Annotated in this window: 24 protein-coding genes; 9 read left to right on the forward strand and 15 right to left on the reverse strand. The window is 61.6% G+C overall.

Translation table 11 applies throughout. The features are described from left to right. The 3 genes from GNZ13_RS49950 to GNZ13_RS49960 all read left to right on the forward strand — a co-directional run. The coding region (locus tag GNZ13_RS49950) for a molybdopterin oxidoreductase family protein (protein ID WP_172178860.1) at nucleotides 1-1,235 on the forward strand (1,235 nt) is incomplete at its 5' end. An 8-nt stretch (nucleotides 1,236-1,243) separates the two neighbouring features. Continuing rightward, nucleotides 1,244-1,480, forward strand: a complete 237-nt coding sequence (locus GNZ13_RS49955) for a formate dehydrogenase subunit delta (RefSeq protein WP_172178861.1) — start codon at nucleotides 1,244-1,246, stop codon at nucleotides 1,478-1,480. Nucleotides 1,481-1,626: 146 nt separating this feature from the next. Beyond that, nucleotides 1,627-2,667: a 2-dehydropantoate 2-reductase gene (locus tag GNZ13_RS49960; protein ID WP_172178862.1), complete on the forward strand. Its 1,041-nt coding sequence runs from the start codon at nucleotides 1,627-1,629 to the stop codon at nucleotides 2,665-2,667. A gap of 333 nt (nucleotides 2,668-3,000) precedes the next feature. Here GNZ13_RS49960 and GNZ13_RS49965 read toward each other — a convergent pair whose 3' ends face one another. The 7 genes from GNZ13_RS49965 to poxB all read right to left on the reverse strand — a co-directional run bounded on the left by GNZ13_RS49965 (nucleotide 3,001) and on the right by poxB (nucleotide 10,779). Then, on the reverse strand, nucleotides 3,001-3,957 hold the full coding sequence (locus GNZ13_RS49965; protein WP_172178863.1) for a histone deacetylase family protein: 957 nt from the start codon (nucleotides 3,955-3,957) through the stop codon (nucleotides 3,001-3,003). 108 nt (nucleotides 3,958-4,065) lie between these two features. After that, nucleotides 4,066-4,578 (reverse strand): lecithin retinol acyltransferase family protein, encoded by a 513-nt coding sequence (locus GNZ13_RS49970; protein ID WP_172178864.1) that lies wholly within the window; start codon nucleotides 4,576-4,578, stop codon nucleotides 4,066-4,068. Nucleotides 4,579-4,869: 291 nt separating this feature from the next. After that, nucleotides 4,870-6,576, reverse strand: a complete 1,707-nt coding sequence (gene ureC, locus GNZ13_RS49975; protein WP_172178865.1) for an urease subunit alpha — start codon at nucleotides 6,574-6,576, stop codon at nucleotides 4,870-4,872. A 37-nt stretch (nucleotides 6,577-6,613) separates the two neighbouring features. Beyond that, entirely contained in the window at nucleotides 6,614-6,919 is a 306-nt protein-coding gene (locus GNZ13_RS49980) for an urease subunit beta (protein ID WP_172178866.1), read from the reverse strand. Between the two features lie 10 nt (nucleotides 6,920-6,929). Continuing rightward, nucleotides 6,930-7,232 (reverse strand): urease subunit gamma, encoded by a 303-nt coding sequence (gene ureA / locus GNZ13_RS49985; protein WP_172178867.1) that lies wholly within the window; start codon nucleotides 7,230-7,232, stop codon nucleotides 6,930-6,932. Nucleotides 7,233-7,298: 66 nt separating this feature from the next. Continuing rightward, nucleotides 7,299-8,543, reverse strand: coding sequence for an ammonium transporter (locus tag GNZ13_RS49990; protein WP_216675328.1), 1,245 nt, complete (start codon nucleotides 8,541-8,543; stop codon nucleotides 7,299-7,301). Between the two features lie 514 nt (nucleotides 8,544-9,057). Then, entirely contained in the window at nucleotides 9,058-10,779 is a 1,722-nt protein-coding gene (gene poxB / locus GNZ13_RS49995) for a ubiquinone-dependent pyruvate dehydrogenase (RefSeq protein ID WP_172178868.1), read from the reverse strand. Between the two features lie 366 nt (nucleotides 10,780-11,145). On the opposite strand from poxB, the gene sdhC reads away from it, so the two are divergent. The 5 genes from sdhC to GNZ13_RS50020 are packed head-to-tail and all read left to right on the forward strand — an operon-like array spanning nucleotide 11,146 to nucleotide 14,716. After that, nucleotides 11,146-11,562, forward strand: a complete 417-nt coding sequence (gene sdhC / locus GNZ13_RS50000) for a succinate dehydrogenase, cytochrome b556 subunit (RefSeq protein ID WP_172178869.1) — start codon at nucleotides 11,146-11,148, stop codon at nucleotides 11,560-11,562. Between the two features lie 2 nt (nucleotides 11,563-11,564). Further along, on the forward strand, nucleotides 11,565-11,933 hold the full coding sequence (sdhD, locus tag GNZ13_RS50005) for a succinate dehydrogenase, hydrophobic membrane anchor protein (RefSeq protein WP_172178870.1): 369 nt from the start codon (nucleotides 11,565-11,567) through the stop codon (nucleotides 11,931-11,933). Between the two features lie 4 nt (nucleotides 11,934-11,937). Beyond that, a complete protein-coding gene (gene sdhA, locus GNZ13_RS50010; RefSeq protein WP_172178871.1) occupies nucleotides 11,938-13,713 on the forward strand; it encodes a succinate dehydrogenase flavoprotein subunit in 1,776 nt (591 codons plus the stop codon). A 24-nt stretch (nucleotides 13,714-13,737) separates the two neighbouring features. Beyond that, nucleotides 13,738-14,442, forward strand: coding sequence for a succinate dehydrogenase iron-sulfur subunit (locus GNZ13_RS50015; protein ID WP_172178872.1), 705 nt, complete (start codon nucleotides 13,738-13,740; stop codon nucleotides 14,440-14,442). A 1-nt stretch (nucleotide 14,443) separates the two neighbouring features. Beyond that, nucleotides 14,444-14,716 (forward strand): succinate dehydrogenase assembly factor 2, encoded by a 273-nt coding sequence (locus GNZ13_RS50020; RefSeq protein WP_172178873.1) that lies wholly within the window; start codon nucleotides 14,444-14,446, stop codon nucleotides 14,714-14,716. Between the two features lie 87 nt (nucleotides 14,717-14,803). On the opposite strand, the gene GNZ13_RS50025 is transcribed toward GNZ13_RS50020, so the two are convergent. Continuing rightward, nucleotides 14,804-16,501 (reverse strand): NAD-dependent malic enzyme, encoded by a 1,698-nt coding sequence (locus GNZ13_RS50025; protein WP_172178874.1) that lies wholly within the window; start codon nucleotides 16,499-16,501, stop codon nucleotides 14,804-14,806. 86 nt (nucleotides 16,502-16,587) lie between these two features. Then, nucleotides 16,588-17,994, reverse strand: coding sequence for a class II fumarate hydratase (gene fumC / locus GNZ13_RS50030; RefSeq protein WP_172178875.1), 1,407 nt, complete (start codon nucleotides 17,992-17,994; stop codon nucleotides 16,588-16,590). Between the two features lie 491 nt (nucleotides 17,995-18,485). Between fumC and GNZ13_RS50035 the strand changes: the two genes are divergently transcribed. After that, complete coding sequence (locus tag GNZ13_RS50035; protein ID WP_172178876.1) at nucleotides 18,486-19,697, forward strand: SAM-dependent methyltransferase; 1,212 nt, start codon at nucleotides 18,486-18,488, stop codon at nucleotides 19,695-19,697. 64 nt (nucleotides 19,698-19,761) lie between these two features. Here GNZ13_RS50035 and GNZ13_RS50040 read toward each other — a convergent pair whose 3' ends face one another. From GNZ13_RS50040 to GNZ13_RS50065, 6 genes are all read right to left on the reverse strand, one after another. Further along, nucleotides 19,762-20,751: a cytochrome d ubiquinol oxidase subunit II gene (locus tag GNZ13_RS50040; protein ID WP_172178877.1), complete on the reverse strand. Its 990-nt coding sequence runs from the start codon at nucleotides 20,749-20,751 to the stop codon at nucleotides 19,762-19,764. A 30-nt stretch (nucleotides 20,752-20,781) separates the two neighbouring features. After that, nucleotides 20,782-22,194 carry a cytochrome ubiquinol oxidase subunit I gene (locus tag GNZ13_RS50045; RefSeq protein WP_172178878.1) on the reverse strand — a complete coding sequence of 471 codons (1,413 nt, stop codon included), beginning with the start codon at nucleotides 22,192-22,194 and terminating at the stop codon, nucleotides 20,782-20,784. Beyond that, the gene (locus GNZ13_RS50050; protein ID WP_172178879.1) at nucleotides 22,187-24,532 is read right to left on the reverse strand and encodes an FdhF/YdeP family oxidoreductase; all 2,346 of its coding nucleotides are present in this window, start codon (nucleotides 24,530-24,532) and stop codon (nucleotides 22,187-22,189) included. The genes GNZ13_RS50045 and GNZ13_RS50050 overlap by 8 nt, the downstream gene beginning before the upstream one ends. A gap of 63 nt (nucleotides 24,533-24,595) precedes the next feature. Then, a complete protein-coding gene (locus GNZ13_RS50055; protein ID WP_172178880.1) occupies nucleotides 24,596-24,796 on the reverse strand; it encodes a hypothetical protein in 201 nt (66 codons plus the stop codon). Between the two features lie 369 nt (nucleotides 24,797-25,165). Next, nucleotides 25,166-25,717, reverse strand: coding sequence for an IS630 family transposase (locus GNZ13_RS50060; RefSeq protein WP_172178881.1), 552 nt, complete (start codon nucleotides 25,715-25,717; stop codon nucleotides 25,166-25,168). Beyond that, entirely contained in the window at nucleotides 25,714-26,178 is a 465-nt protein-coding gene (locus GNZ13_RS50065; protein WP_456238735.1) for a helix-turn-helix domain-containing protein, read from the reverse strand. Before GNZ13_RS50065 ends, GNZ13_RS50060 begins: the two co-directional genes overlap by 4 nt. Between the last annotated feature and the right edge of the window lie 130 nt (nucleotides 26,179-26,308).

Consider the following 26,308-nt stretch of genomic DNA (forward strand, 5'->3'; position numbering starts at 1 on the left):
CGCAAGGCTCGACGATGGTGATGGGCATCGCGAATCTGGCGATGGCGACCGGCAACATCGGCCGCGAAGGCGTCGGCGTGAACCCGCTGCGTGGTCAGAACAACGTGCAGGGTTCGTGCGACATGGGTTCGTTCCCGCACGAGCTGCCGGGCTATCGTCATATCAGCGATTCGATCACGCGCGCGCTGTTCGAAGAAGCCTGGAACGTGACGCTACAGCCCGAACCGGGCCTGCGCATTCCGAACATGTTCGACGCCGCCGTGCACGGCACCTTCAAGGGCCTGTACTGCCAGGGCGAAGATATCGTGCAGTCCGATCCGAACACGCATCACGTGTCGGCGGCACTGTCGTCGATGGAATGCATCGTCGTGCAGGACATTTTCCTCAACGAGACCGCGAAGTACGCACATGTGCTGCTGCCGGGTTCGTCGTTCCTCGAAAAGGACGGCACCTTCACCAACGCGGAGCGCCGCATCTCGCGCGTACGCAAGGTGATGCCGCCAGTGCCGGGTTACGCCGACTGGGAAGTCACGGTCATGCTCTCGCGCGCGCTCGGTTACGAAATGGACTACGCGCATCCGTCGCAGATCATGGACGAGATCGCGCGTCTCACGCCGACTTTCCATGGCGTGTCGTACAGGAAGCTCGACGAGCTCGGCAGCATCCAGTGGCCGTGCAACGAGAGCGCGCCCGACGGTACGCCGACCATGCACATCGACACCTTCGTGCGCGGCAAGGGCAAGTTCGTGATTACGAAGTTCATCGCAACGCCGGAAAAGGTCACGCGCAAGTTCCCGCTGCTGCTTACTACGGGCCGTATCCTGTCGCAGTACAACGTCGGCGCGCAGACGCGCCGCACCGAGAATTCGCGCTGGCATGACGAAGACCGGCTGGAACTGCATCCGCACGATGCAGAAGAACGCGGCATCAGGACCGGCGACTGGGTGGGTATCGAATCGCGCGCGGGACAAACCGTGTTGCGCGCGAAAGTGACCGAACGGATGCAGCCGGGCGTCGTCTACACGACGTTCCACTTCCCCGAATCGGGCGCGAACGTGATCACCACCGATAGCTCGGATTGGGCCACCAACTGTCCCGAGTACAAGGTGACCGCGGTGCAGGTGATGCCGGTCGAACAGCCGTCGCAATGGCAGCAGGATTATTCGCGCTTCAACACCGAGCAGCTCGATCTGCTGAAGCAGCGTGAGCTGGCCAATGCAACGTCGGGTAAGTGAGGCAAGCCATGGACAATCAGAATCTGATCGACATGGCGAACCGGATCGGCGACTTTTTCGATTCGATGCCGGATCGCGAAGAAGCGCTCGCCGGCATCGCCGATCATATCCGCCGCTTCTGGGAGCCGCGCATGCGAAGCGCGCTGCTGGCAGTGCTCGATACGTCGAACAAGGAGGCGTTGTGCCAGATCGTGCGTGAGGCGCTGGCGGGCCATCGCGCTGGGTTGACGCCCGCTCGAGCATAAGAGGCGAAGCCAGCGGCGGCGTCGCTTGCGCCCGCGATACGGCGCATGGCTATTAAGCGCCGCTGGAAAAATTCGCATCGTCCGAGTCGAAACGGATGTCGATTTCGGCGCGACAGCATTCGTGACTTCAAAACAGGAGGAGACAGATGAAGATCTGTGTTTATGGCGCCGGCGCGATCGGCGCGTACCTCGGTGCGCAACTCGCACTGGCAGGCGCCGACGTCAGTTTCGTGGCGCGCGGCCCGCACCTCGCTGCCATGCAGGCAAACGGCGTACGTCTGCAGATCGACGGTACCGAGCGCATCGTCAAGGTGCGTTGCTCAGCGGACCCGCGTGAACTCGGCGTGCAGGACTACGTGATCGTTGCGCTGAAGGCGCATTCGGTGCCGGGCGTGGTGGGCGCGATGCAGCCCTTGCTGGGGCCGGACACGGCTATCGTTACCGCCGTAAACGGGATCCCGTACTGGTATTTCTACAAGCATGGCGGCGAATTCGCCGACACCACGCTCGACAGCATCGACCCAGGCGGCAAGCAGTGGAACCAGCTCGGACCCGAGCGGGCGATCGGTTGCGTGGTGTATCCGGCGGCCGAAATCGTCGAACCGGGTGTGATTCGCCATGTGTACGGCAAGAAATTCCCGATTGGCGAGCCGGGCGGCGAACGTACGGCGCGGATCCAGAAACTGCACGAAATCATGGTGGCGGCGGGTCTGGACGCGCCGATCCGCGACACTATCCGCGACGAAATCTGGCTGAAGCTATGGGGCAATCTCTGCTTCAATCCGATTAGCGCGCTGACCCACGCGACGCTGGACGTCATCACGAGCAATCCGGCCACGCGCGCGGTATCGCGGACGATGATGCTGGAAGCTAAAGCGATCGGCGACCGCTTAGGCGTGCATTTCCGCGTGGATGTCGAAAGGCGTATCGATGGCGCGGGTGCGGTCGGCGCCCACAAGACCTCGATGTTGCAGGATCTCGAAGCCAACCGTCCGATGGAGATCGACCCGCTGCTCACCGTCGTCCAGGAAATGGGCCGGCTGGTCGGCGAGGCAACGCCGACGATCGATACGGTGCTGGCATTGATCAAGCTGCGCGAGCGCATTGCGCAGCAAGCGCCGGTTCAGGCTGCTTCTTCATCTTCGGAAGGCGCGGGCCGGACGGTGGGGGTCCCGCGCGCGGCATAGGCGCGGCCGGCGCGCCTATCATGGGCGGACCCGTGCGCCTGCGGAAGTGCGCACGGACCCGCCGTGGATGCAGCCGTCGAGATGAACGCAACCGTTTTGAGCGGTCGTAATCGCAAATGAGAAGCGGGCGCAGATCGCGAAGTCGGGCTTCACGATGCCGTTCGCAAGCAACCATCCCGGACCCAGCAAGCCGCCGCTTTCCTCGGCCGAACGGTGTCGTATGCGCGCCGTCCTCGCTCGCCATTTTCAGGATCTGGGAAGTCTGTGAGCCGGTACCGTCGACCGTACCGCCGCAAAGCAGCGGCGGCGCCTGTATCAGTCGCATTGCTGCACCTATCGCCCCAATTGGGGGACCTCAACACCCATCAACGCACGAACATGCGCGGCCGTGCTGGTGGCCAGGCCGTCCAGACTGTAGCCCCCCTCGAGAATCGAGACGATGCGCCCCTCGCACGTCGCATCGGCGATACGCATCAGCTCACTGGTAATCCAGTGGAAATCGTCGTCCTCGAGGTTCAAGCCTGCGAGCGGATCCAGTCGGTGCGCGTCGAAGCCGGCCGAAATGACGATGAGTTGGGGGTTGAAGTGGCGTATCGCCGGCAACATGCCGGCTTCTATCCGAGCACGGAAGAGCGCCGAATCACAGCCACGGGGCAACGTGACATTGACGATGTTGTGGTTCACGCCGGTCTCAGATGGGGCGCCCGTGCCGGGATAGAAAGGCGACTGGTGGCTGGAAGCGTAAAACAGCTCCGGCCGGTCGAAAAAGGCTGCCTGGGTACCGTTGCCATGATGGACGTCGAAGTCGACGACCGCGACGCGCTCCAGCTTGTGTACTTCATAAGCGTAGGCTGCAGCGATCGCAGCCTGATTGAAAATGCAAAAACCCATTGCCCTGGCTGGCTCGGCGTGGTGACCACACGGGCGGGTGGCACAAAATACGTTGCGTGCTTGCACATTCATCACCGCGTCGACGCCAGCACAAGCCGCTCCGACGCAGCGCATCACGGCTTCCCACGAGCCCGGCGACATCACCGTGTCGCCGGCATCGAGCGGCATATAGCCATGCTGCGGGGCGATGTCCGCGACCTCATCGACAAAGCCGCGGTCGTGGATCAATTGCACCTGGTCGAGTGTGCCCATCGGCGCATCGCGCCATTCCAACGACGAGAATTCCGGCGACCGCAACGCGCGCAGTACGGCGTTCAGACGTTCCGGCGACTCCGGATGGCTAGGGCCGGGGCGATGCTCCAGACACGCAGCATGGGAATAAACAAGGGTAGTCGTCATTTGCTGATGCGCGGCACAACCCGCAGCCTCCTTATAAGAGCATGGTCAACGGCATCAGGAGCCCGCACTGCTTGGGTTTCCAGCCGGTGGCGCCGGCGCAGCTGCTTTTTACTCAAGCAACGCATCCGCGTGGTTGCAGACCATCGCAGCGAAGTAATTGATCGACATCTTGAACAGGCCCGCCGCTGCGCGCATGGCCGCCCGCGGATAAGTCAGGCACGCGCGCACTTGCTCGCTGCGGCTTTCGCCATACAGGCACCACGCACAGAAGTGCTCGCAGTTATTGGTCAGGAGCCTGTATCGATTCTCGCCAAGGCGCGAGCGCGCCCGTTCTGCAACTTGCCGGTCGGCGTAACCTGGACGATCGCCCGGCTCGATCCAGACTTCGCGCCCTGCGGCGAAGCATGCAATCGTCACTTCCTCGACAGGGCCGCGATGCATAGACCGGGCAAGTCCGGCGTAGTGCACTACGTTGCCCTTGCCGACATAGATGCCGTGGTGACTGTATGCGCGGCGAGGTGTCACGAGATGTGCGCCGAGAGCCGGTTCGCTTCCAACTCCGAGATGCCACCGCACCTGCATCGCCGCAGGAGTGCAAGACGCGATAGTGGCATGTCCCATGATTCGACTCCCAACTGCTAACTCCACGAGCCAAGCATAGGACCGGACGTATATTCACGATAGTTAAAGATTTTTTTGCATACCATAGTGTTTTTGTTATGGATAGCAAGCATCAGACGAACGCGCCGGCGGCGCGGTGCGGCAGCTCCGGCAGTGGCTGTAGCGACTGGTTTTTCGAGCTGCGACTGCTTGCCTTGCGATGGATTTCGTAGGCTTTTTCCCATGCCCCTTCTGCAAGCTCAGGGCTCAGGGCGCGCGGTGTCGGTCAACAGAACGCCGCGGTCAATACATCTAAAAAAGGAAATACCGCTGCGCCATCGGCAGCACGCTTGCCGGCTCGCACGTGAGCAACTGCCCGTCCGCCACCACCTGATACGTTTCCGGATCGACGCTGATCGCCGGCTGCCAGTCATTGTGGATCATCTGCGATTTGGTCACATGCCGTGTGTTTTTGACCGGCACGACGCGCTTCGCGAGCCCGTACCGATCCGCCACCCCTGCATCGAACGCCATCTGCGACACGAAGGTCAGCGACGTGCACGCCAGTGCGCCGCCGCGCGTGCCGAACATCTCGCGATAATGCACCGGCTGCGGCGTCGGAATCGACCCGTTCGGGTCGCCCATCAGCGCCACCGCGATCATGCCGCCCTTCAGGATCAGCGCGGGTTTCACACCGAAGAACGCCGGTTCCCAGAACACCAGGTCGGCCCATTTGCCCAGCTCGATCGACCCCACTTCGTGCGCGATGCCGTGCGTGATGGCCGGGTTGATCGTGTATTTCGCGACGTACCGCTTCGCGCGGAAATTATCGTTGCGCGCGCTGTCTTCGGCGAGCGCGCCGCGCTGCACCTTCATCTTGTGCGCAGTCTGCCACGTGCGCATGACCACTTCGCCGACCCGTCCCATCGCCTGCGAATCGGACGACAGCATCGACAGCGCACCGAGGTCGTGCAGGATGTCCTCGGCCGCGATTGTCTCGCGCCGGATGCGCGATTCTGCGAACGCGATGTCCTCGGCAATCGACGGGTCGAGATGATGGCACACCATCAGCATGTCGAGGTGTTCGTCGAGCGTGTTGACGGTGTACGGGCGCGTAGGGTTGGTCGACGACGGCAGCACGTTCGGCTCGCCGCAGACCTTGATGATGTCGGGTGCGTGGCCGCCGCCGGCGCCCTCGGTGTGGTACGTGTGAATCGTGCGGCCCTTGAACGCGGCGACCGTCGCCTCGACGAAGCCGCTTTCATTCAGCGTGTCAGTGTGAATCGCAACCTGCGTGTCGGTATCGTCGGCGACCGACAGGCAGCAATCGATCGCGGCGGGCGTCGAGCCCCAGTCCTCGTGCAGCTTCAGGCCGATCGCGCCAGCGGCGATCTGCTCGACGAGCGGCGCTGGCTGGCTCGCGTTGCCCTTGCCGAGAAAGCCGAGATTGATCGGCCAGCCATCGGCGGCCTGCAACATGCGCTCCAGGTGCCACGGGCCCGACGTGCAGGTCGTCGCTTTCGAGCCGGTCGCGGGGCCAGTGCCGCCGCCCAGCATTGTCGTCACGCCGCTCGCGAGCGCCTCGTCGATCTGCTGCGGGCTGATGAAGTGAATGTGCGTATCAACGCCGCCCGCCGTCACGATCATCCCTTCACCGGCGATCACTTCGGTCGCCGCGCCGATCGCGATCGTCACGCCTGGCTGGATGTCGGGATTGCCGGCCTTGCCGATCGCAGCGATGCGGCCGTTCTTGATGCCGATGTCGGCCTTGACGATGCCCCAGTGATCGAGGATCACGGCGTTCGTGACGACCGTGTCGACCACGTCGGCCGCCACGCGCTGCGACTGGCCCATGCCGTCGCGGATCACCTTGCCGCCGCCGAACTTCACTTCCTCGCCGTAGATCGTGTAGTCGCGTTCGATCTCGATCAGCAGTTCGGTGTCGGCGAGCCGCACCCGGTCGCCGGTGGTGGGGCCGAACATTTCCGCGTAGGCGCGGCGGCCGATGCGAAGCGTCATGGAGCGTCCCTTTGCGTTCGTTGCGGGCGACGGCGCGTTACAGCGGGCCCATCACTTTGCCGTTGAAGCCGTACACGATGCGATCGCCCGCGAGCGCGACGAGTTCGACGGTGCGCTCCTGTCCCGGCTCGAAACGAACGGCGGTGCCCGCCGCGATGTTCAGCCGGAAACCGCGTGCTCGTTCGCGTTCGAACGACAGCGCCTCGTTCACTTCGAAGAAGTGAAAATGCGAGCCGACCTGCACCGGCCGGTCGCCGGTGTTGGCGGCCGTCACCGTGATCGTTTCGCGACCCGCATTGAGTTCGATGTCACCGTGTTCAGTGAGGATTTCGCCGGGGATCATTCGCGTTGCCTCAGGGGATGGGATGGTGCACGGTCACGAGCTTCGTGCCGTCCGGGAAGGTCGCTTCGACCTGGATGTCGAGGATCATCTCCGGGACGCCTTCCATCACTTCGCCGCGCGCGAGGAGCGTCGTGCCGTAGTGCATCGCCTCGGCCACCGACATGCCGTCGCGGGCGGCCTCCATCAGCGCTGCGGTGATGAGGGCGACGGCCTCTGGATAGTTGAGCTTAAGCCCGCGCGCACGGCGTCTTTCGGCAAGCAGCGCGGCGGTGAAAATCAGGAGCTTGTCTTTTTCGCGGGGCGTCAGTTTCATTGGGAATGTGCGGATGGGTTGGCGCGCGCGCCACGAAGCCGCGCGCGTCGCTCACGTGCCGACGGACTATTTATCGTCCAGGTAGGCTTCCTCGCCGTGCAACTCGGTATCGAGCCCGCGCTCCTCGGCTGCGGCATCGACCTTGACCGGCGTGACGCGGTTGATCAGCCACAACATGGCCCAGGTAAACACGAACGCCCACACGCCGGATACGATTACCGCCACGCACTCTTTGACGAAAAATTCGCCGCCGCCAAGCAACAGTCCGTCGGCACCGTTTGGATTCCATGCCTTCGACGCAAACACCCCGAGCAGGATCGTGCCGATCAGGCCGCCCACGCCGTGCACGCCCCATACGTCGAGCGCGTCGTCGAGGCCCAGGCGGTTTTTCAGTGCGACCGCGTAATAGCAGACCAGACCCGCGATGATCCCGATGACGGCGGCCGTACTCAGCGACACGTAGCCGGCTGCGGGCGTGATCGTGGCGAGGCCCGCCACCGACCCGGTCAGCAAGCCGACGAACTTCGGGCGCCTGGCGTTCAGCCACTCGATCACCAGCCAGGTGACGGCGGCAAACGAAGCGGCGACGTCGGTGTTGAGGAACGCGGAAGCCGTCACGGCGTCGACGCGCAGTTCGGATCCGGCGTTGAATCCGTACCAGCCGAACCAGAGCAGGCCGGTACCCAGCGCAATCAGCGGCACGTTATGGGGTCTGTGGGTCATCACGTGACGGCGTCCCACGTAGAGCACCGACGCCAGCGCGGCGAACCCGGCGGTGTTGTGCACCACGATGCCGCCCGCATAGTCGAGCACGCCCCACTTCGCAAACACGCCGTCTGGACTCCATACCATGTGCACGAAGGGGAAGTACACGAATACGAGCCAGCCGGTAAGGAACAGAAAATAGGCCTTGAAGGTCACGCGGTTGGTGAACGCGCCGGTGATCAGGGCAGGCGTGATGATGGCAAACATCATCTGATAGGCGACGTGGACCACGAGCGGAATGCCGGCATCGTTGCCCGTGTACATGGTCTGCAAGGTAATGCCACGCAGGAATGCGTAGTGAGTCGGGTCGCCCACGATGCCGTGCCATGTCGGGCCAAAGCACATGGAGTATCCGAACGCAAACCAGAGCACCGTCGTCCATGCGAGCGAAATGAAGCTCTGGATCATGATGGAAAGCACGTTCTTGCGTTCCACCAAACCGCCGTAGAAGAACGCGAGCCCGGGCGTCATCAGCATGACCAGGCTCGCACAGAGCAGCATGAATGCAGTATTGCCAACATTGATCGGCATGGATGCGGGAAGCACGGCTCATCTCCTTGATTCATCATCCTGATGGATGACCGGACTATCGACTATCGTCCGTGATCATCGGCAGCCGCTGCATTCGCAGCGGATAGAACATTCAGGTACGGTCATGGCTCGCGCCTTCGACACAGGGCCTGGGAGCGGGCACCACGTGTTACGTGCGTCTGGTCGGAGGTCACCAGTGCGGACCGGGTTTGGGGTTTGCTCGTGCCGCTTGGCGTCGTGTCATGCGAGCGACTCCGGTTGACATCCGGATCATCGAAGTCCCTAGCACACGCTCTTGTCGTCTCGAAAAGTATTCCGGCGGTGACTGCGGCGCAATACGCGTGGACCCTATAATCGGATTCAGCCGCCCCGTATGTGCGTCGTCCCGCGCGGGCCCGTTGGCATGGACACGGGTAAACCACGCCCTCTGTCGCGCTACCGAACCGCACTGAAACGGGCCGCAGGAACGTTCGCTATGAATCGATTATCAATGCCCTTGCTGACGGTCCCTACACACTTGCGGACTGCACTACCGGAACAGATTGACCTTCGCTAGGTCAATGAGCTGCTGGCCACGACCGTCCATCACGGCACGAAGCATAAACAGCCCAAAGTGGTAAGCGTGGTCAGCAGAGGTCGCAGGAGGCATCACGAGCTCCTGGCGTGCGCTCACTACGTCGACGAGAGCCGGACCCGGATGGGCGAATGCTGCGCGTAGGGCTCCTTCCAGCTCCGCAGGGTGCTCGACGCGCACGCCTTTGATGCCGATCGCATTGGCCATCGCGGCGAAGTTCGGATTTTTCAGGTCACATCCCGTATCAAGGAACCCACTGGCCTTCATCTCCATTTCGACGAAGCCCAGCGTGCCATTGTTGAGCACGACGACTTTGACCGGCAAACCTGCCTGAATCAGCGTGAGGAATTCACCCATCATCATGGTGAAGCCGCCGTCGCCCGACATTGAAATCACCTGGCAGTCCCTGAAAGCGGCCTGCGCGCCAATCGAGTGCAACAGCGAGTTGGCCATCGAGCCGTGATTGAACGAACCAACCAGGCGTCGTTTGCCGTTCATCTTCAGATATCTGGCTGTCCATGCGACGGGGGTGCCGACGTCGCAGGAGAAGATAGCGTCCTCGTCCGCGAGTTCGCTGACGAGGCGGGTTACGTACTGCGGATGGATGGTGCTGCTGCCCGCTTCGGGCTCCGCCAGCGCATCCAGACTCTTGCGAGCATTGCGATAGTCGTCGAGCGCGCGACTCAGGAAGCTGCTGTCCGTTTTTTTCTGAACCATTGGAAGAAGTTCATTGAGCGTGTCCTTGACTGTTCCCAATACGCCGAGCTCTATCGGACATCGATTGCCAAGCGCCTCGGCCCTCGTATCGACTTGCGCGATGGTCACCCCCTCCGGGTAGAACTGTCGATAAGGAAAGTCGGTACCCAACATCAGGAGCATGTCGCAACTCTTCATCGCGGAATAACCGGAGGAGAACCCGATAAGGCCGGTCATGCCCACATCGAACGGGTTATCGTATTCGATGTACTCCTTTCCTCGCAGCGAGTGCACGATTGGCGCTTGCAGCTTGCGAGCGAGTTCTACGACCTCCGTGTGGGAATCCTTGCAACCCGCCCCGCAAAGCAACGTCACTCGCGACGAGCGGTTCAACAGACGTGCGAGTTCCGCGACGTCGTCGTTCGATGGGCGAATCACCGGAGCGGAAGGCGCGCTCCAGTTCGGCACAGGTTTTGTGAGAGGCCCGAGTGCCACATTTCCAGGTACGACGACAACAGCGACGCCTTTACGCGCAACTGCCGTGCGGATGGCACGGCCCAAGATTTGCGGTAGTTGGTCGGGGCTGTGGACGAGTTCGACGTAGTGACTACATTCCTTGAACAGTACTTCGGGGCGTGTAGCCTGAAAGTAGTCGATGCCAATTTCCGTACTTGGGATGTGCGCGGCGATAGCGAGAACAGGAACGCCATTCCGATGGCAGTCGAATAGGCCGTTGATAAGGTGCAGATTCCCCGGGCCGCAGCTCCCACAGCAGACTGCGAGTTGCCCCGTGAGATGAGCCTCGGCGCCAGCGGCGAAAGCCGCGCTTTCCTCATGCCGCATGTGAACCCATTCAATCGAACCATCCTGGCGCAGGGAATCCGTGAATCCATTAAGCGAATCCCCCACCACACCGAACACGCGCTTCACTCCCGCATTGACCAGTGCGCCAACCATGTAGTCGGCAGCTATCGTTGCCATTTCACATCTCCTTTGAACGGTTCATAGCCCAAGTTCTTGATGCTAGTTGGCAGGGCGAAGGACGGCTATTACATGAATCTGGAATCGGCGCAGCGAGGCTAGTGCCGCTCGACGCTGGTCGAGCAACGAGGCCAGGCACCGGGACGTGCCCTGAATTACATAATCATGCAATGTCTTAGCCGAGCACAACGTTATATGTTGTCTCTATCGACGCTTGACGCCGCACATCGCGAACTGCGCACCGGGACGAACGAGGCACGTTGTCATGCTCGTTGCTTTGCGATTAGCAACGCTTAACGTGACGTTGAGGGCCAGTTGATGTTGCAGCGAACCTTAATCACCGATGCATTAGAGAAGGAGTCAGGCATGGCTGAAACCTTAACGAAGCCCAGGCGGCAATTTAAAAATATCGGATTGGGACAGATTTTGTTCGTGTATCGCCTACCTCTTGCGGGGCGCACATCGATCTTGCATCGTGTCAGCGGTGTGTTGTTGTTTGTCTTTTTGCCGTTCCTGCTGTACCTCTTCGAGCAGAGCCTCACCTCTGAAACGAGCTTCGGGGTTTTCAAGGCGGTCCTTTCCAACGTCATCGTCAAGATCATCGTGCTCGTGCTCGCATGGGCTTTCCTCCATCACTTCTGCGCGGGCATCCGCTACCTTGTGATGGATACGAATCACAAGACGGTGACTAAGCAAAGCGGCAGAAGTACAGCGGTGGTCGTTCTCGTCGTGTCGCTCATCCTGACGATCGCTTTCGCGCTCAAACTATTCGGAGCGTTCTAAAAATGGCAGAAAGTAATCATATCGGCCCGAAGCGTCTCGTCGTCGGCGCACATTACGGCTCGCGCGATTGGCTTGCGCAACGCGTGAGCGCCACCATCATGGCGGTGTACACGATCATTCTGCTCGCCTGGTTCTTCGGCGCGCACGATTTCTCCTATCAAGGCTGGGCGTCGATCTTCTCCACGCAGTGGATGAAGCTCGTGACATTCGTCGCGTTAGTTTCGCTTTTCTATCACGCGTGGGTTGGTATCCGCGACATCTGGATGGACTACGTGAAGCCCGTCGGCGTGCGTCTTCTTCTCGAAGCGCTGACGATCGTCTGGCTGCTCGCGTGTGCGGGCTACGCTGTGCAGATTCTCTGGAGAGTGTAAAAGAATGGCTGCAATCAAGAATTCTCTGCCGCGTCGCAAGTTTGACGTGGTCATCGTCGGCGCCGGCGGATCGGGGCTGCGTGCTTCGCTCCAACTTGCACGCGCTGGTCTTTCGGTGTGCGTGCTCTCGAAGGTGTTCCCCACGCGCTCCCATACGGTGGCTGCCCAGGGCGGCATCGGCGCGTCGCTCGGCAACATGAGCGAGGACAACTGGCACTATCACTTTTACGACACCATCAAGGGCTCGGACTGGCTCGGCGATCAGGACGCGATCGAGTTCATGTGCCGCGAAGCGCCGAACGCCGTCTATGAGCTGGAACACATGGGCATGCCGTTCGACCGCAATGCGGACGGCACGATCTATCAACGTCCGTTCGGCGGCCATACCGCGAACTACGGTGAAAAACCGGTGCAGCGCGCATGCGCGGCGGCTGACCGTACCGGCCACGCGCTGCTGCATACGCTGTACCAGCAAAACGTGGCAGCCAGGACGCAGTTCTACGTGGAATGGATGGCACTCGACCTGATTCGCGATGCGGACGGCGACGTGCTCGGCGTGACCGCGCTCGAAATGGAAACCGGCGACGTCTACATTCTCGAAGGCAAGTGCACGTTGTTTGCAACGGGTGGGGCAGGGCGTATTTTCGCCGCTACGACTAACGCGTTCATCAACACTGGCGACGGCCTCGGCATGGCAGCGCGTGCAGGATTCGCCTTGCAAGATATGGAATTCTGGCAATTCCACCCGACGGGCGTGGCAGGCGCCGGCGTGCTGATTACGGAAGGCGTGCGCGGCGAAGGCGGCGTCTTGCGCAACGCGGACGGCGATCGCTTCATGGAGCGCTATGCGCCGACGCTGAAGGACCTCGCGCCGCGCGATTTCGTCTCGCGTTCGATGGGGCAGGAGATCAATGAAGGCCGCGGCGTGGGTCCAAACAAGGACCACATTCTGCTGGACCTGTCGCACATCGGCGCCGAGACGATCATGAAGCGTCTGCCGTCGATCCGCGAGATTGCGATACGGTTTGCGAATGTCGACCCCATCAAGGAGCCGATCCCAGTGGTACCGACCATCCACTATCAGATGGGCGGCATCCCCACGAATATGCACGGCCAGGTTGTCGGTACGGCGAAGGGTCACGAAGAGCCGGTCAACGGGTTCTACGCTGTCGGCGAATGCTCGTGCGTGTCGGTCCACGGCGCGAACCGCCTGGGCACGAACTCGCTGCTCGACCTCGTGGTGTTCGGCCGCGCGGCCGGCAACCACATCATCAGGCACGTGAAGGAAATCAAGGAGCACAAGCCACTGCCGGCCGACGCCGCAGATTTCGCGCTGTCGCGTCTTGACAAGCTCGAGAAGTCATCGTCGGGCGAATACACGCAAGCGATCGCGGGCGACATCCGTTCAACAATGCAAAAGCATGCCGGCGTATTCCGCACGCAGAAATTGATGGACGAAGGCGTCAAGATGCTGGCGCAACTGACCGAACGCGTAGGACACGTCCACCTGAAGGACAAGTCGAAGGTGTTCAACACCGCACGCGTCGAAGCGCTGGAACTGGCGAACATGATCGAAGTAGCGCGCGCCACGATGGTCTCGGCCTCAGCGCGAAAGGAAAGCCGCGGCGCTCATGCACCGGGCGACTACAAGGAACGGGACGATAAAAACTGGCTGCGCCACACGCTGTGGTTCAGCGTTGGCGACCGCCTCGACTATAAGCCGGTGCATATGAAGCCGCTGACCGTCGACCCGGTTGCGCCGAAAGCGCGGACATTCTAAGGCACGAGTCAAAGGAGGTCAGAAATGGCAAAGCGCACATTTGAAATCTTCCGCTACGACCCTGACAAGGATGTAGCGCCGCGCATGCAAACGTATGAGATCGAAATCGACTCGCACGAGCGCATGCTGCTCGATGCGATCGTCAAGCTGAAGTCGGTCGACGAAACCTTTGCGTACCGCCGCTCGTGCCGCGAAGGCGTGTGCGGCTCGGACGCGATGAACATCAACGGCAAGAACGGTCTGGCCTGTTTGACGAATCTGAACGATCTGCCGCAGAAGATCGTGCTTCGTCCTCTGCCTGGCCTGCCTGTGATCCGCGACCTGATTGTCGACATGACGCACTTTTTCAACCAGTACCACTCGATCAAGCCGTACCTCATCAACGATACGCCGCCGCCCGAGAAGGAGCGATTGCAGTCGCCCGAGGAGCGGGACGAGCTCGACGGCGTGTACGAGTGCATTCTGTGTGCAAGTTGCTCGACGTCGTGTCCGAGCTTCTGGTGGAATCCGGACAAGTTCGTCGGACCGGCAGGCCTCTTGCAGGCCTATCGCTTCATTGCGGACAGCCGCGATCAGGCGACCGGCGAGCGGCTCGACAACCTCGAAGACCCGTACCGTCTGTTCCGTTGCCATACGATCATGAACTGCGTCGACGTGTGCCCGAAAGGGCTCAATCCGACGAAGGCGATCGGCAAGATCAAGGAACTCATGGTTCGCCGGAAGGTTTGACATGAACGAAACCTCACATCAGTCCGATCCACTGCGCCGCGCTCGCCTGCGCTGGCGGGCGCGGCGCGGCTTACTGGAAAACGACCTCATTTTTGAGCGCTTTTTCTACCGTTACGAGGACAGTCTCAGCGATAACGACGTAGCTGCACTGACGCTCCTCTTCGAGCTGGGCGATAACGACCTGCTGGACTTGCTTCTCGGTCGCAAAGAACCGGAAGGCGATTTGGCCCGGCGGGAAGTTATTCGCCTGGTGGACACGTTACGTAGTGTTTGAACGGCTTATGCGGCTTTCCAACGCGTAATCGCGGCTCTTCCCAGGTTGGACCTGCGCGACATCCGATGTGCCGCGCAGGCCCGGTTTTCAACCGCGCCTTCGATAAGGCCGATAGTGCGGCTCCCAAACGCGTGCCGCGACGCGGGCGTCGAGGGTGGCCTCATCGCAAGGCTGCGCGACGCCGTCGGCCTGCGCCTGACGGGCGACGGCCTTCGCGACGGCTACCGCGACCTTGCGCAGGTCGGTAACAGGCGGGAGGAGCAGCCCCTCCTTGTCCGTGACCGTGGGCGACATGGCGGCCACGGTCTTGCCGGCGACCATGAACATCGCATCGGTGATCCGGCGCGCGCCGGCGGCGAGGACGCCCAGCCCAATGCCTGGAAAGACGTAGGAATTGTTGGTCTGATTGACCTTACGTGTGCGGCCGTTCCAGTGAAGCGGCGGGAAGGGACTTCCCGTGCCGATGAGCGCGCGCCCCTCGCTCCAGGCCATGAGCTGCTCCGGTGTCGCTTCGCTGCGCGAGGTCGGATTGGACAGCGGGAAGATGACCGGCCGCTCGACGTGACTCGCCATGGTGCGAACGACAGACTCGGTGAAGGCGCCGGCCTGCCCCGAAACCCCGATCAGCACCGTCGGGTGGGCATTGGAGACCACATCGAGCAGGCCGATCGCATTCGGTGCCTCTCGCGTCCAGCCGGCGACCGCCTCCGGTTTCTGAAGGAATGGCTTCTGCGCCGGCATGATGTCCGGCATGCCCTCCACGAGCAGCCCGTTGCGGTCAACGAGGAAAAAGCAGCGGCGCGCCTCGGCCTCGCCGGCACCGGCGTCGATCATCGCCTGGAGCAACAGGGAGGCGATGCCGCAGCCGGCCGATCCGGCGCCGAGCACGGCGATCCGCTGCGCCGTTAGCGGCACGCCGGTGACATTGACGGCGGCAAGAAGCGAACTGGCCGCGATGGCGGCGGTGCCCTGGATATCGTCGTTGAAGGTGCACAGCCTATCGCGATAGCGCTCGAGGAGACGGGCGGCGTTCGAACCGGCGAAATCCTCCCAATGAAGCAACACGTCGGGCCAGCGCTTCGATACGGCCGCGACGAACTCTTCGATGAAAGCATCGTACTCGTCGCCGCGTATGCGCTCGTGCCGCCAGCCGACATAGAGCGGGTCGTCAAGGCGTTCCTGGTTGTTCGTCCCGACATCGAGCAGGACCGGCAGCGCCTCGTCCGGATGGATGCCGGCACAGGCCGTATAGAGCGACAGTTTGCCGATCGAGATGCCCATGCCGCCGGCGCCCTGATCACCGAGCCCCAGGATCCGCTCGCCATCGCTGACAACGACGATGCGCACCCGATCGAAGCGAGCGTCGGACAGTATCTCGCGAATGCGGTGCATGTTTGGATAGCTGATGAAGACACCGCGCGGTTTGTGCCAGATTTCGCTGAAGCGCTGGCAGCCTTCGCCAACGGTCGGCGTATAGACCAGCGGCAGCGTCTCTTCGAGATTGCTGGCGATAAGCGCGTAGAACAGCGTCTCGTCGCTGTCCTGCAGCTCGCGCAGGAATGCGTAGCGCTCGAAGTCGGTCTCGAAGGCGCGCAGCACCTTCAGCCGGCGCTCGACCTGCTCTTCGAGCGTGCCGACATGCGGCGGCAGCAATCCGTGCAGACCAAACGCACAGCGTTCCTCATCGGTGAAAGCCGTGCCCTTGTTGAGCATCGGGTTGTTGATCAGGTCGAATCCTGTCAGGTCGGTTTCGACCGGTGCAACGGGATCAGTTGATTTACTCATCGGATATTCCCTCATAGCCGCGTTCAGGCCATCCGATGGCGACCGCGGCCGGCCGTCGCCATCGGATCTGCGATAGATTCAAAGAATCAGACCACGGTTGCTACGTAGGGCTTGACCATCTTCGCCGGGTCGACCACGCGGTCGAATTCCGCCTCACTGACAAAGCCGAGAGAGAGGGCCGCCTCCTTCAGCGTCAGATCCTGCTCCATCGCGTGGTGGGCGATCTTCGACGCCTTGTCGTAGCCGATGACCGGCGCGAGCGCCGTTACCAGCATCAGCGAGCGCTCGACGTATTCGGCGATCTTCTTGCGGTTCGGCTGCGTGCCTTCTACGAGGAACTTGCGGAAGTTGGTGCAGCCGTCGGTCAGCAGGGTCACCGACTGGGTGATATTCGCGATCATCAGCGGCTTATAGACATTCATCTCCAGATAGCCGCCGGCGCCGCCGAAGCCAACGGCCACGTCGTTCGCCATGACCTGGACCGCCAGCATCGTCAACGCCTCGGCCTGGGTCGGATTCACCTTGCCGGGCATGATCGATGAGCCTGGCTCGTTCTCCGGGATCAGCAGCTCGGCGAAGCCGGCGCGCGGACCGCAGGCCAGCAGCCGGACGTCGTTGCCGATTTTGTAGAGCGAGGCGGCAAGCGTCCGGAGCGTGCCCGAGAGCTGGATGAGTGCGTCGTGCGCACCTTGCACCGTGAACTTGTTGGGCGCGCTCACGAACGGCAGGCGGGTCAGCTTCGCGATCTCGGCCGTGGCAGCCTCTGCAAACCCTGGGGCGGCGTTGATGCCGGTGCCGACTGCCGTGCCGCCGAGCGCCAGGCGATAGACGCTCTTCAGCGCGTCGTCGAAACGCTCCAGACCCTCTGCGAGCATGCCGGCATAGCCCGACCATTCCTGGCCCAAGGTCAGGGGCGTCGCATCCTGCATGTGGGTGCGGCCGATCTTGACGATGTCCTGCCATTCGGCGGCCTTGGCCGCGATTGCGTCGTGAAGCGCCGTGACGGCCGGGATTAGCCGCTGCTTCACGCCGGCCACCGCCGCGATGTACATCGCCGATGGAAAGCTGTCGTTCGACGATTGCGACATGTTGACGTGATCGTTGGGATGAACCGGTGCCTTGCCCCCGACGGCGGTGCCGGCGAGCTGGCAGCAGCGGTTCGAGATCACCTCGTTCATGTTCATGTTGAACTGTGTGCCGCTGCCGGTCATCCAGACGTGGAGCGGGAACATGTCGTGATGCTGGCCGGCCAGGATCTCGTCGCACACCTGAACGATGAGCCCGTGAATCCTGGCGTCGAGCCGCCCGCCCGCGTGGTTCGCGCTGGCCGCGGCTTTCTTTAGTGTCGCGTAGGCCGCGATCATCTCGCGCGGCATGAGGTCCCGGCCGATGCTGAAATGCGCGAGGGACCGCTGGGTCTGGGCGCCCCAGAGCTTGTCTGCGGGAACACGCACTTCGCCGACGCTGTCGGTTTCGATGCGGACTTCGGTCATGTCGATCCTCCTGAATTTGGCGCGGTCGGTAGCCGGCAGCGCACTGGACCTTGCCGCCGGATACACGGTAGCTAATCGCCCGTTAAGCGAGCATCGCAGGGAATATGAACAGACTTTCGCCTCAGAACATGAAGGCGCCTCTATTAGAGGTCGCCGCGAGCTGAAAGACAGATCAAGCGTCCACACAAACAACATATAACGTTGTACTCAGCCGAGACATTGCATATTCATGTAATCCGGGCACGTCCAGGCGCCTGTTCTCGTTGCTCAACAAGGGTTGAGCGCCAATAACCTCGCTGGATCGAGTCCAGATTCATGTAATAGACGTCATTGGTCCTGCTAACTATCATCAAAGCAGTCCGGCACTCAACTACCTGCGATACCGAAGCCGCGAGGCGCATACCAGCATCAGTGAAATCTGCAGGTGCCGATGTCAGGTCGGACAGTAGCCGCCGCAGCAAACGGAATCTGCTTTTTTGCGAGGTACCCGAATGTTTTGGAACAAGAAGCTGGCGCAGTGGGTGGAAGAAGTAAAAACGAAGGCCAATCTTCCGGCGCGACTCGTGCTGTGGGACGGCCAGCAACACGACTTCGGGCAGTTCGCCACGCCTCAGGTCACGCTGCACGTGAAGAGCGCCACGGCGCTGCCTTACCTGCTCGAACCGAGCCTCGACAATCTGGGCGAGGCGTACGTGAAGGGCAAGATCGATATAGAAGGCAAGCTGTCGGACATCATCAACATCGGCTATCAGCTGGCGCGCAACACGGTCACCAGCGCAAGCAAGCTGGCGCGCGTGCGGCGCTACTTCCATCACTCGAAGTCGTCGGACAAGCAGGCGATCCAGTATCACTACGACGTCTCGAACGAGTTCTACAAGCTGTGGCTCGACGAGAACATGGTCTACTCGTGTGCGTACTTCGAGAATGGCAATGAAGATCTCGCCACCGCGCAGATCAAGAAAATCGACCACATCCTCACCAAGATCCAGTTGCAGCCCGGGCAGCGGCTGCTCGACATCGGCTGTGGCTGGGGCGCGCTCGTGCTGCGCGCAGCGCAGAAATTCGGCGCGAAGTGCGTCGGCGTGACGCTGTCGCAGAACCAGTTCGATCTCGCTACCGCACGCGTGAAAGCCGCGGGCCTGGAAAGCCAGATCGAGATCCGTCTGCAGGATTATCGCGACATCGACGGGCAGTTCGACCGCATCACCAGCGTCGGCATGTTCGAGCATGTCGGCCGCAAGAATTTGCCGGGCTACTTCCAGAAGATCCACGATCTGCTCGTCGACGACGGCATCGCCATGAATCACGGCATTACGTCGAGCGATTCGGACAGCGGCGAAACTGCGCTGGGCGGCGGCGAATTCATCGACCGTTATGTATTTCCGGACGGCGAACTGCCACACATCAGCCTTGCGCTCGAAGCGATGCAGCGCGGCGGGCTAGAAGCGGTTGACGTCGAAAGCCTGCGCCGTCACTATGCGCACACGCTGGACATCTGGGCGGAGACCTACGAGGCAAAAGCGGAAGAGGCGAAGAAGCTCGTCGACGACGAGAAGTTCCGCATCTGGCGCGTGTATCTCGCGGGTTGCGCGTATGCGTTCGAGAACGACGACGTGTCGATCTATCAAGTCGTATGCCGCAAGGCAGGCCGTAGCGCGAAAACGCTGCCGTGGTCGCGGCAGTACATGTACGCCGGCAGGTAGCAGCGACCGCCGTTTTCTACTCGGAGCCGCCATGACGGCTCTATATGTGAAATAGCGGCGCGGCTCAATCGCCCGCATGTGCTTCGCCGACCACCTTGCCGCGAAAGATGTAGTACTGGTACAGGTTGTAGCCGATCATCACGGGAAAGATCAGGCCGATACCGGCGAGCATAAACGCGAGCGTCCGCGAATCGGAAGCGGCTTCGACGATGCCCAGCTTGCCGGGCACGAAATCCGGGAACAGGCTCACCGCGAGACCGACGAACGAGACGATGAAGAGGGCCACCGCGCCGCGGAACGGACCGTGCGCCGCGCCAAGATAGAGCGATGCAATGATGAAGGCGAACGCGAGCGCTGCTGCGAGGCCGAGCGCGATCAGCACATGCATGACGCCCGGCTGCGTCCAGCGGTCGTGGCCGACGCCACTGAAGAGCCAGGTCGCAGCCGTCAGCAGCACTGCGGCGGCAACCGTCAGCATCGCGCTCAGCAACGCCATGCGCCGCGCCCATTGCTCGATCATGCCGACAGTCTTTTTCACCAGATACGTCGCGCCCAGCAACGCATAGCCCGCGACGACGCCGATCGCTGTCACGACGATGAACGCCTTGTTCAACTCGCCCGGCACGAGACCCGTGATGACCTTGCCGAGCACGACGCCTTGCGCGAGCGCCGCGATCAGGCTGCCGATGCCGAACACCTTGTCCCACAGCGGACCGTGCTCGACGCTATGACGGAATTCGATCGTGGCCCCGCGCATGATGAGCCCGGCGATCAGCGCCATGATGGGCAGATAGAGGTCCTGCATCAGCTGCGCGTACGCAATGGGAAACGCACCGAACAGTCCGCCGCCGAGTACGACCAGCCATGTTTCGTTGGCGTCCCATACATGCCCGATCGACTGGACCATGACGTCGCGATCCGCGCGCCGCGAGCGTAGCAGACTGAGAATGCCGACGCCGAGATCGAAGCCGTCCGTGACAACGTAGAACACCAGCATCAGGCCGAGCAGGCCGAACCAGATATGGGCAAGCAGCGAATGGGTAGAGCTATCCATGAGGCAACCTCGTGAGCTGAGTACGCGGCATCAGTAGCCGGAAATGGGGGGCGTGGTTGTCGTGTCGGAAGCGCCGCGCGCGGTGACGTTGGCGGGCAGCACGCTGGCCAGATCGGGGCCTTTGCGCAGCCAGCCGCGCGCGAGGATGAAGAACGTGACGAGCAGCACGACATAGAACGCGAAGAACATCGCCATGCTGAGCGAGACCGACGTCGCGGCCACGCTCGATACCGCCTGATTCGTGCGCAGCAGTCCATAGACCACCCACGGCTGACGTCCCACTTCACGGACGATCCATCCCGCCTCGACGGCGAAATAAGGCAGTGGTATGCACAGCACCCAGGCAAGCAACAGCTTGCGTTGCGCGAGCAGCGCAGCGAGGCTGCCGCGCGTCTTGCGCAGCGCGTACGCCGTCCAGAACGCGAGCAACATGAAAGCGAAGCCGATCCCCGCCATCACGCGGAAGGCGTAGTAGAGCAGCGGAATCATCGGCGGCTGGTCTTCGGGCCTGAAGTCGGTGAGACCTTTTACCTGGCCGTGCAGCGAGTGCGTGCCGAGGACGCTCAGCATGCCGGGGATTTCCAGCGACCAGTCGTTGCGCTGTGCCTTCTGATCCGGCCATGCGAGCAGCGACCACGACGCGCCCGTGCCCGGCGGGTTGGTGTGCCAGTAGCCTTCGATTGCCGCGCCCTTGGTGGGCTGCGTTGCGAACACGCTCACGCCGCTCGAATCGCCGAGCCAGATCTGTAGCGGCGCAACAAAGACGAGCACGGTGAGCGCGATCTTGAACGAATGCGCGAAGAACTCTGCCTGGCGCTTGCGAAAGAGGTTCCATGCCGAGAGGCCCGCGATCACGAACATGCCCGTTTCGATTGCCGCGACCCACATGTGCGACACGCCCCACACCATGTCGGGATTGAAGATCGCGGCGACATAGTCGGTCACCTCGATCTTGCCGTTGACGACGGCATAGCCCGCCGGCGTCTGCATCCACGAATTGGCAACCATGATCCAGAATGCCGAGATGGTCGAACCGAGCGCGACCATCGCCGTCGCAAACAGATGGACGCCGCGCGGCACGCGTCCCCAGCCGAGCAGCATGACGCCGACGAACCCCGCTTCGAGCATGAAGGCCATCGCGCCTTCGAAGCCGAGAATATTGCCGATGAACTGGCCGCTGTACTGCGAGAAGCCCGCCCAGTTGGTGCCGAACTGAAACTCCATCGGAATGCCGCTGACCACGCCGACTGCGAAGTTCAGCGCCAGCAGCTTGCTCCAGAAACGCGCGTGCCGGTAGTACATCGCGTCGCCCGTCCTGATCCACAGCGCTTCGATCAGCAGGAGGAACGCGGAGAGGCTGATCGTCAGGATCGGCCAGAGGATGTGAAAGACTGCCGTCATCGCGAACTGCGCGCGCGACAGGTCGAGAACATGATCAGGCATGGTGGGGCTCCTCGCGTTGCAGGGCGACTGCACGCGTCGCGGAATCCGGGCCCACGGCGGCGGCACGCAGCACTTTCACGGGCACAGATTTGTATGACGGCGTGCGGCTTTGCGGGTCGAACGCGTAGAGCGGCACGAGAGGATTCGCTTCGGGGTAGTACGCGCCGCAACAGCCGTCGGGCAGCGAATACTCGATCACCTTGAAACTGCGGATGACGCGCTCGATGCCATCCGTCGGAAGCGCGACGATATCGACGCGCTCGCCCGGATGCAGTCCGCGCTTTTCCAGTTCGCGCTGGTTCATGAACACGACGTCGCGTTGTCCGAACACGCCGCGATAGCGGTCCGAGTGCGAATAGAGCGTGGTGTTGTACTGATCGTGGCTGCGCATCGTCGTGAGCCAGAGCGCTTCGGGGTCGTTGTGCAGAGGGTCTTCGTCGAGCCCCTTGAAGACGAAAAAATTGGCGCGACCCGTTGGCGTGGCCCACACGCGTTCGCGCGCCGTGGATGCGAGATGAAAGCCACCCGGTACGCGGATGCGCTCGTTGTACGCCTGGAAGATGGGGAACACGATTTCGATCGCATCGCGGATACGGTCGTAGTTCGCGACCATGTGTTCCCATGGCACGCGGGATTTTTCGCCGAGCGTCGCGCGCGCGATGCCCGCGACGATGGCAGGTTCGCTCAACAGATGCGGCGAAGCGGGTTCGTTGCGGCCTGCGGACGCGTGCACCATCGACATTGAATCTTCGACGGTGATCGATTGCGGACCCTTCGCCTGAATGTCGATCTCCGTGCGGCCGAGGCATGGCAGGATCAGCGCATCCGTGCCGTGCACGAGATGGCTGCGGTTGAGTTTCGTCGCGATGTGCACCGTCAGGTCGAGCTTGCGGATGGCCTCCTGCACACGGATCCAGTCGGGAATCGCTGCCGCGAAATTGCCGCCCAGCGCGATGAGAATCTTTGCGTCGCCACGCATCATCGAGTCGATCGTCGCAATCACATCGTGGCCGTGGCGTTCCGGCGCGCGGAATCCGAAGGCGCGCTCGATACCTTCAATCAGTTGCGCCGACGCCTTTTCCGTGATGCCGACCGTGCGGTTGCCCTGCACGTTCGAATGTCCGCGCACGGGGCAAATGCCGGCGCCTGGTCGTCCGACGTTGCCGCGCAGCAGCGCGAGGTTCGCGATCTGCTGCACGTTCTCCGTGCCGCGATGATGCTGCGTAATGCCCATTCCGTAGACGAGGATCGCGTTCTTCGCCTGCATGTAGATCTGTGCTGCGTTCTCGATGTCGGCGCGCGCGAGACCCGAGTGCCGCTCGATGGCGTCCCACGATGTCGCGCGCAGGTCGTCCAGCAGCGCTTCGATGCCGTGCGTGTGACCCTGAATGAATTCAATGTCGAGGATGCGTGGCACGTCGGCGGCAAGCGCGGCGTCGTCGGCTTCGACGACGGCCTTCATCATCCCCTTGAGCGCTGCGACGTCGCCGCCGACACGCACCTGGTACAGGAAGGTGCTGATGGGGGTATAGCCGAGCGTCGCCATTTCGAGCGGATTCTGCGGCGAAGCGAACCGTTCCAGCGCGCGTTCGCGAAACGGATTGAACGATACGATTTTCGCGCCGCGCCGCGACGCCGAATGAAGGTCGCTCATCATCCGCGGACTGTTGGTGCCGGGGTTTTGTCCGAAGATGAAGATCGCGTCGGCGTGTTCGAAGTCTTCGAGCAGGACCGTGCCTTTGCCGACGCCGATCGATTGCGGCAGGCCGACGCTCGTTGCTTCGTGGCACATGTTCGAGCAGTCGGGGAAATTGTTGCTGCCGAATTCGCGGACAAAGAGTTGATAGAGGAACGCGGCTTCGTTCGACGCGCGGCCCGACGTGTAGAAATCGGCCTGATCGGGATGATCGAGCGCATTCAGGTGGCGGCCCACGAGCGCGAACGCATCTTCCCAACTGATGGGCAGATAGCGATCCGATGCTCGGTCATAGGCCATCGGATGCGCGAGGCGTCCGGCCATTTCGAGGTCGTAGTCGTCCCATGCGGTGAGTTCGGACACGCTGTGCGCGGCGAAGAACTCCGGCGCGCAGCGGTTCGCCGTCGCTTCCCACGCGACAGCTTTTGCGCCGTTCTCGCAGAACTCGAACGACGATGTGTGTTTCGGGTCGGGCCACGCGCAGCCAGGACAGTCGAAGCCTTCCGGCTGATTCATATGCAATAGCGTCTTCGCGCCGGAGACGGCGATGCCTTGAAGCGCGAGCGCTTCGCCTGTTGCCTTGAGCGCGCCCCAACCGCCTGCAGGGTCGCTGTAGACGCGGATTACTTTCTTCTTGCCCATGTCTGTTTTCCTGTGCCAGTTCAAAAAGGAGCCCGAAGGGTCTTTACTTTGTCGACGGCCAATCTATTTCACGTCGACGCGTGCCTGCTCCATCCCGACTGGCTCGCGGAGCTCGTATGTCTGGAATAGCTGCGAACACAAGGCTGCCAGTGCAGCCAGATTCACGGCCTGATGTGGATACTCAACCTCGCCCGCGTTGAGTACGTCGTCCAGTACTGGAGCAAGACGGCGCAGTTGCCGGAAAGTAGTCGCGTCGAGTTTCATCTCGGCATACTCCTGTGATCAGTCCGTGCAGATCGAACTCGGATCCGATGGCAGTCAGCCTATAAATCACAGCTCGCCATCGACGGTCAGACGAATGGCTGGCCGCAGCATTCCAATGAGACGCTTCGATCTTAGTTGATGGGGAGCAGCGAGGGCTATTACATAAAGGTGGAACTGCTCAATTTCGCGTACGGCGCTCTACGAACGACCGGGCGACCAAATTCGTTCCCAGCACAAAAATGATGCCGATCATGCTGCCGATTACAACGTCTATTGCTCGTGCGTCCGCTGACAAAACTGTGTGTCCGGCGACAATAATCGCGATCGCGTGTAGCGCGCATCGCGCGCCGAAGGCCACGACATAAGTGTTCAGGCAAAACGGATTTCAAATTCCGAGCTATAGCCGCCGAGCAGCTTGGCGATCTCTGTATCGATGGTTTCCTTCGTCCAGGTGACGAAGCGCCGCCAGTGATACTTGGCGTGTTTCCAGATGATTTCGATCAGGTTCAGCTCGGGACTGTACGGCGGCAGATAGAAGAGCACCATACGATGGTCGAGAAACCAGCGGTCGATGGTTTCCTGATCGATGTTGTGATGAATCGAGGCGTTATCGAGCACCACCACAGTCATCAGGCCGGGCGCGCCTTCCTGCGCGACCTCATCAAGAAACTGGATGACGTCCGGGCGCTTGATGGTTGCCTTGCTGGCTTCATGCTTTAGAAGGTTGGCGCCGAAATCAAATGCGCCGAGGACCGAACGTCTGCAATGAGGCTGCGGTAAGACGCGATGCGGCTCGCCGACTGGCGACCAGCCGCGCTGCACCGGAGGTGAGGCAGAGAACCCCGACTGGTCGAAGTAGATCAGGCGGCACGCCCCATCACGAGCGGCCTGCTGCAGCTTTGAGAGCGTATCTGTCTTCACCGCGAACTCCTGCTCATCGCGCTTTTTTTAAGCGAATAGCGGCCACGTTTGTAGGAGAACCCTTCATGCCTGAGTGCAACCGACAACGTTTCCAGCCGGCACGGCAACGGCTGGCCATGAACTTCCTCGATGCGCAACGCAATCTGCCTGAGCGTCATCGATTCGGCACGCGCTGCTTCGACGGCCGTGGCGATCATGGCATCAGACAATGCGCGGGGACGCCCGCCTTTATGTCCGGTCAGCAAACCACAGAGGCCATTGTCGTTCCAGGCGTGCACCCAGTTGTACACAGACTTGTCGCTCACATCGAGTTCGAGCGCGACCTCATGAACCCGCCGACCGCGGCCGAGCTCCAGCAGACCCAGCCCACGGGTCCGAAAGTCCTCATGTGGATGTTTGAGCGACAGCTGTTGCAAGGTCTTCTTCTCCGGCTCGGTCAGTTCAACGGCAGGCGCGATCAAATCTGAAGTGCAACACCTTCCTCGTGTAAGGTGCGCACATGCAAAAAAGAAGAACGTATCAACAGCTTCAGCCTGAAGAGCGCATGACCATTGCAAGCCTGAAGCAGCAGGGTTCGAGTGTTCGGGCCAT

This window comes from Paraburkholderia elongata (assembly GCF_013177735.1).
Lineage (GTDB): Bacteria > Pseudomonadota > Gammaproteobacteria > Burkholderiales > Burkholderiaceae > Paraburkholderia > Paraburkholderia elongata.

What these genes read in the sequence shown, in the direction of transcription:
- GNZ13_RS50020 (WP_172178873.1), top strand. Translation starts at nt 14,444, where the DNA reads ATGAACGAAACCTCACATCAGTCCGATCCACTGCGCCGCGCTCGCCTG.
- GNZ13_RS50025 (WP_172178874.1), bottom strand. Translation starts at nt 16,501, where the DNA reads ATGAGTAAATCAACTGATCCCGTTGCACCGGTCGAAACCGACCTGACA.
- GNZ13_RS50055 (WP_172178880.1), bottom strand. Translation starts at nt 24,796, where the DNA reads ATGAAACTCGACGCGACTACTTTCCGGCAACTGCGCCGTCTTGCTCCA.
- GNZ13_RS49960 (WP_172178862.1), top strand. Translation starts at nt 1,627, where the DNA reads ATGAAGATCTGTGTTTATGGCGCCGGCGCGATCGGCGCGTACCTCGGT.
- GNZ13_RS50015 (WP_172178872.1), top strand. Translation starts at nt 13,738, where the DNA reads ATGGCAAAGCGCACATTTGAAATCTTCCGCTACGACCCTGACAAGGAT.
- GNZ13_RS49980 (WP_172178866.1), bottom strand. Translation starts at nt 6,919, where the DNA reads ATGATCCCCGGCGAAATCCTCACTGAACACGGTGACATCGAACTCAAT.
- sdhC (WP_172178869.1), top strand. Translation starts at nt 11,146, where the DNA reads ATGGCTGAAACCTTAACGAAGCCCAGGCGGCAATTTAAAAATATCGGA.
- GNZ13_RS50035 (WP_172178876.1), top strand. Translation starts at nt 18,486, where the DNA reads ATGTTTTGGAACAAGAAGCTGGCGCAGTGGGTGGAAGAAGTAAAAACG.
- poxB (WP_172178868.1), bottom strand. Translation starts at nt 10,779, where the DNA reads ATGGCAACGATAGCTGCCGACTACATGGTTGGCGCACTGGTCAATGCG.
- GNZ13_RS50045 (WP_172178878.1), bottom strand. Translation starts at nt 22,194, where the DNA reads ATGCCTGATCATGTTCTCGACCTGTCGCGCGCGCAGTTCGCGATGACG.
- GNZ13_RS50040 (WP_172178877.1), bottom strand. Translation starts at nt 20,751, where the DNA reads ATGGATAGCTCTACCCATTCGCTGCTTGCCCATATCTGGTTCGGCCTG.
- GNZ13_RS49970 (WP_172178864.1), bottom strand. Translation starts at nt 4,578, where the DNA reads ATGGGACATGCCACTATCGCGTCTTGCACTCCTGCGGCGATGCAGGTG.
- ureA (WP_172178867.1), bottom strand. Translation starts at nt 7,232, where the DNA reads ATGAAACTGACGCCCCGCGAAAAAGACAAGCTCCTGATTTTCACCGCC.
- fumC (WP_172178875.1), bottom strand. Translation starts at nt 17,994, where the DNA reads ATGACCGAAGTCCGCATCGAAACCGACAGCGTCGGCGAAGTGCGTGTT.
- GNZ13_RS49955 (WP_172178861.1), top strand. Translation starts at nt 1,244, where the DNA reads ATGGACAATCAGAATCTGATCGACATGGCGAACCGGATCGGCGACTTT.
- sdhD (WP_172178870.1), top strand. Translation starts at nt 11,565, where the DNA reads ATGGCAGAAAGTAATCATATCGGCCCGAAGCGTCTCGTCGTCGGCGCA.
- GNZ13_RS50050 (WP_172178879.1), bottom strand. Translation starts at nt 24,532, where the DNA reads ATGGGCAAGAAGAAAGTAATCCGCGTCTACAGCGACCCTGCAGGCGGT.
- GNZ13_RS49965 (WP_172178863.1), bottom strand. Translation starts at nt 3,957, where the DNA reads ATGACGACTACCCTTGTTTATTCCCATGCTGCGTGTCTGGAGCATCGC.
- sdhA (WP_172178871.1), top strand. Translation starts at nt 11,938, where the DNA reads ATGGCTGCAATCAAGAATTCTCTGCCGCGTCGCAAGTTTGACGTGGTC.
- ureC (WP_172178865.1), bottom strand. Translation starts at nt 6,576, where the DNA reads ATGACGCTTCGCATCGGCCGCCGCGCCTACGCGGAAATGTTCGGCCCC.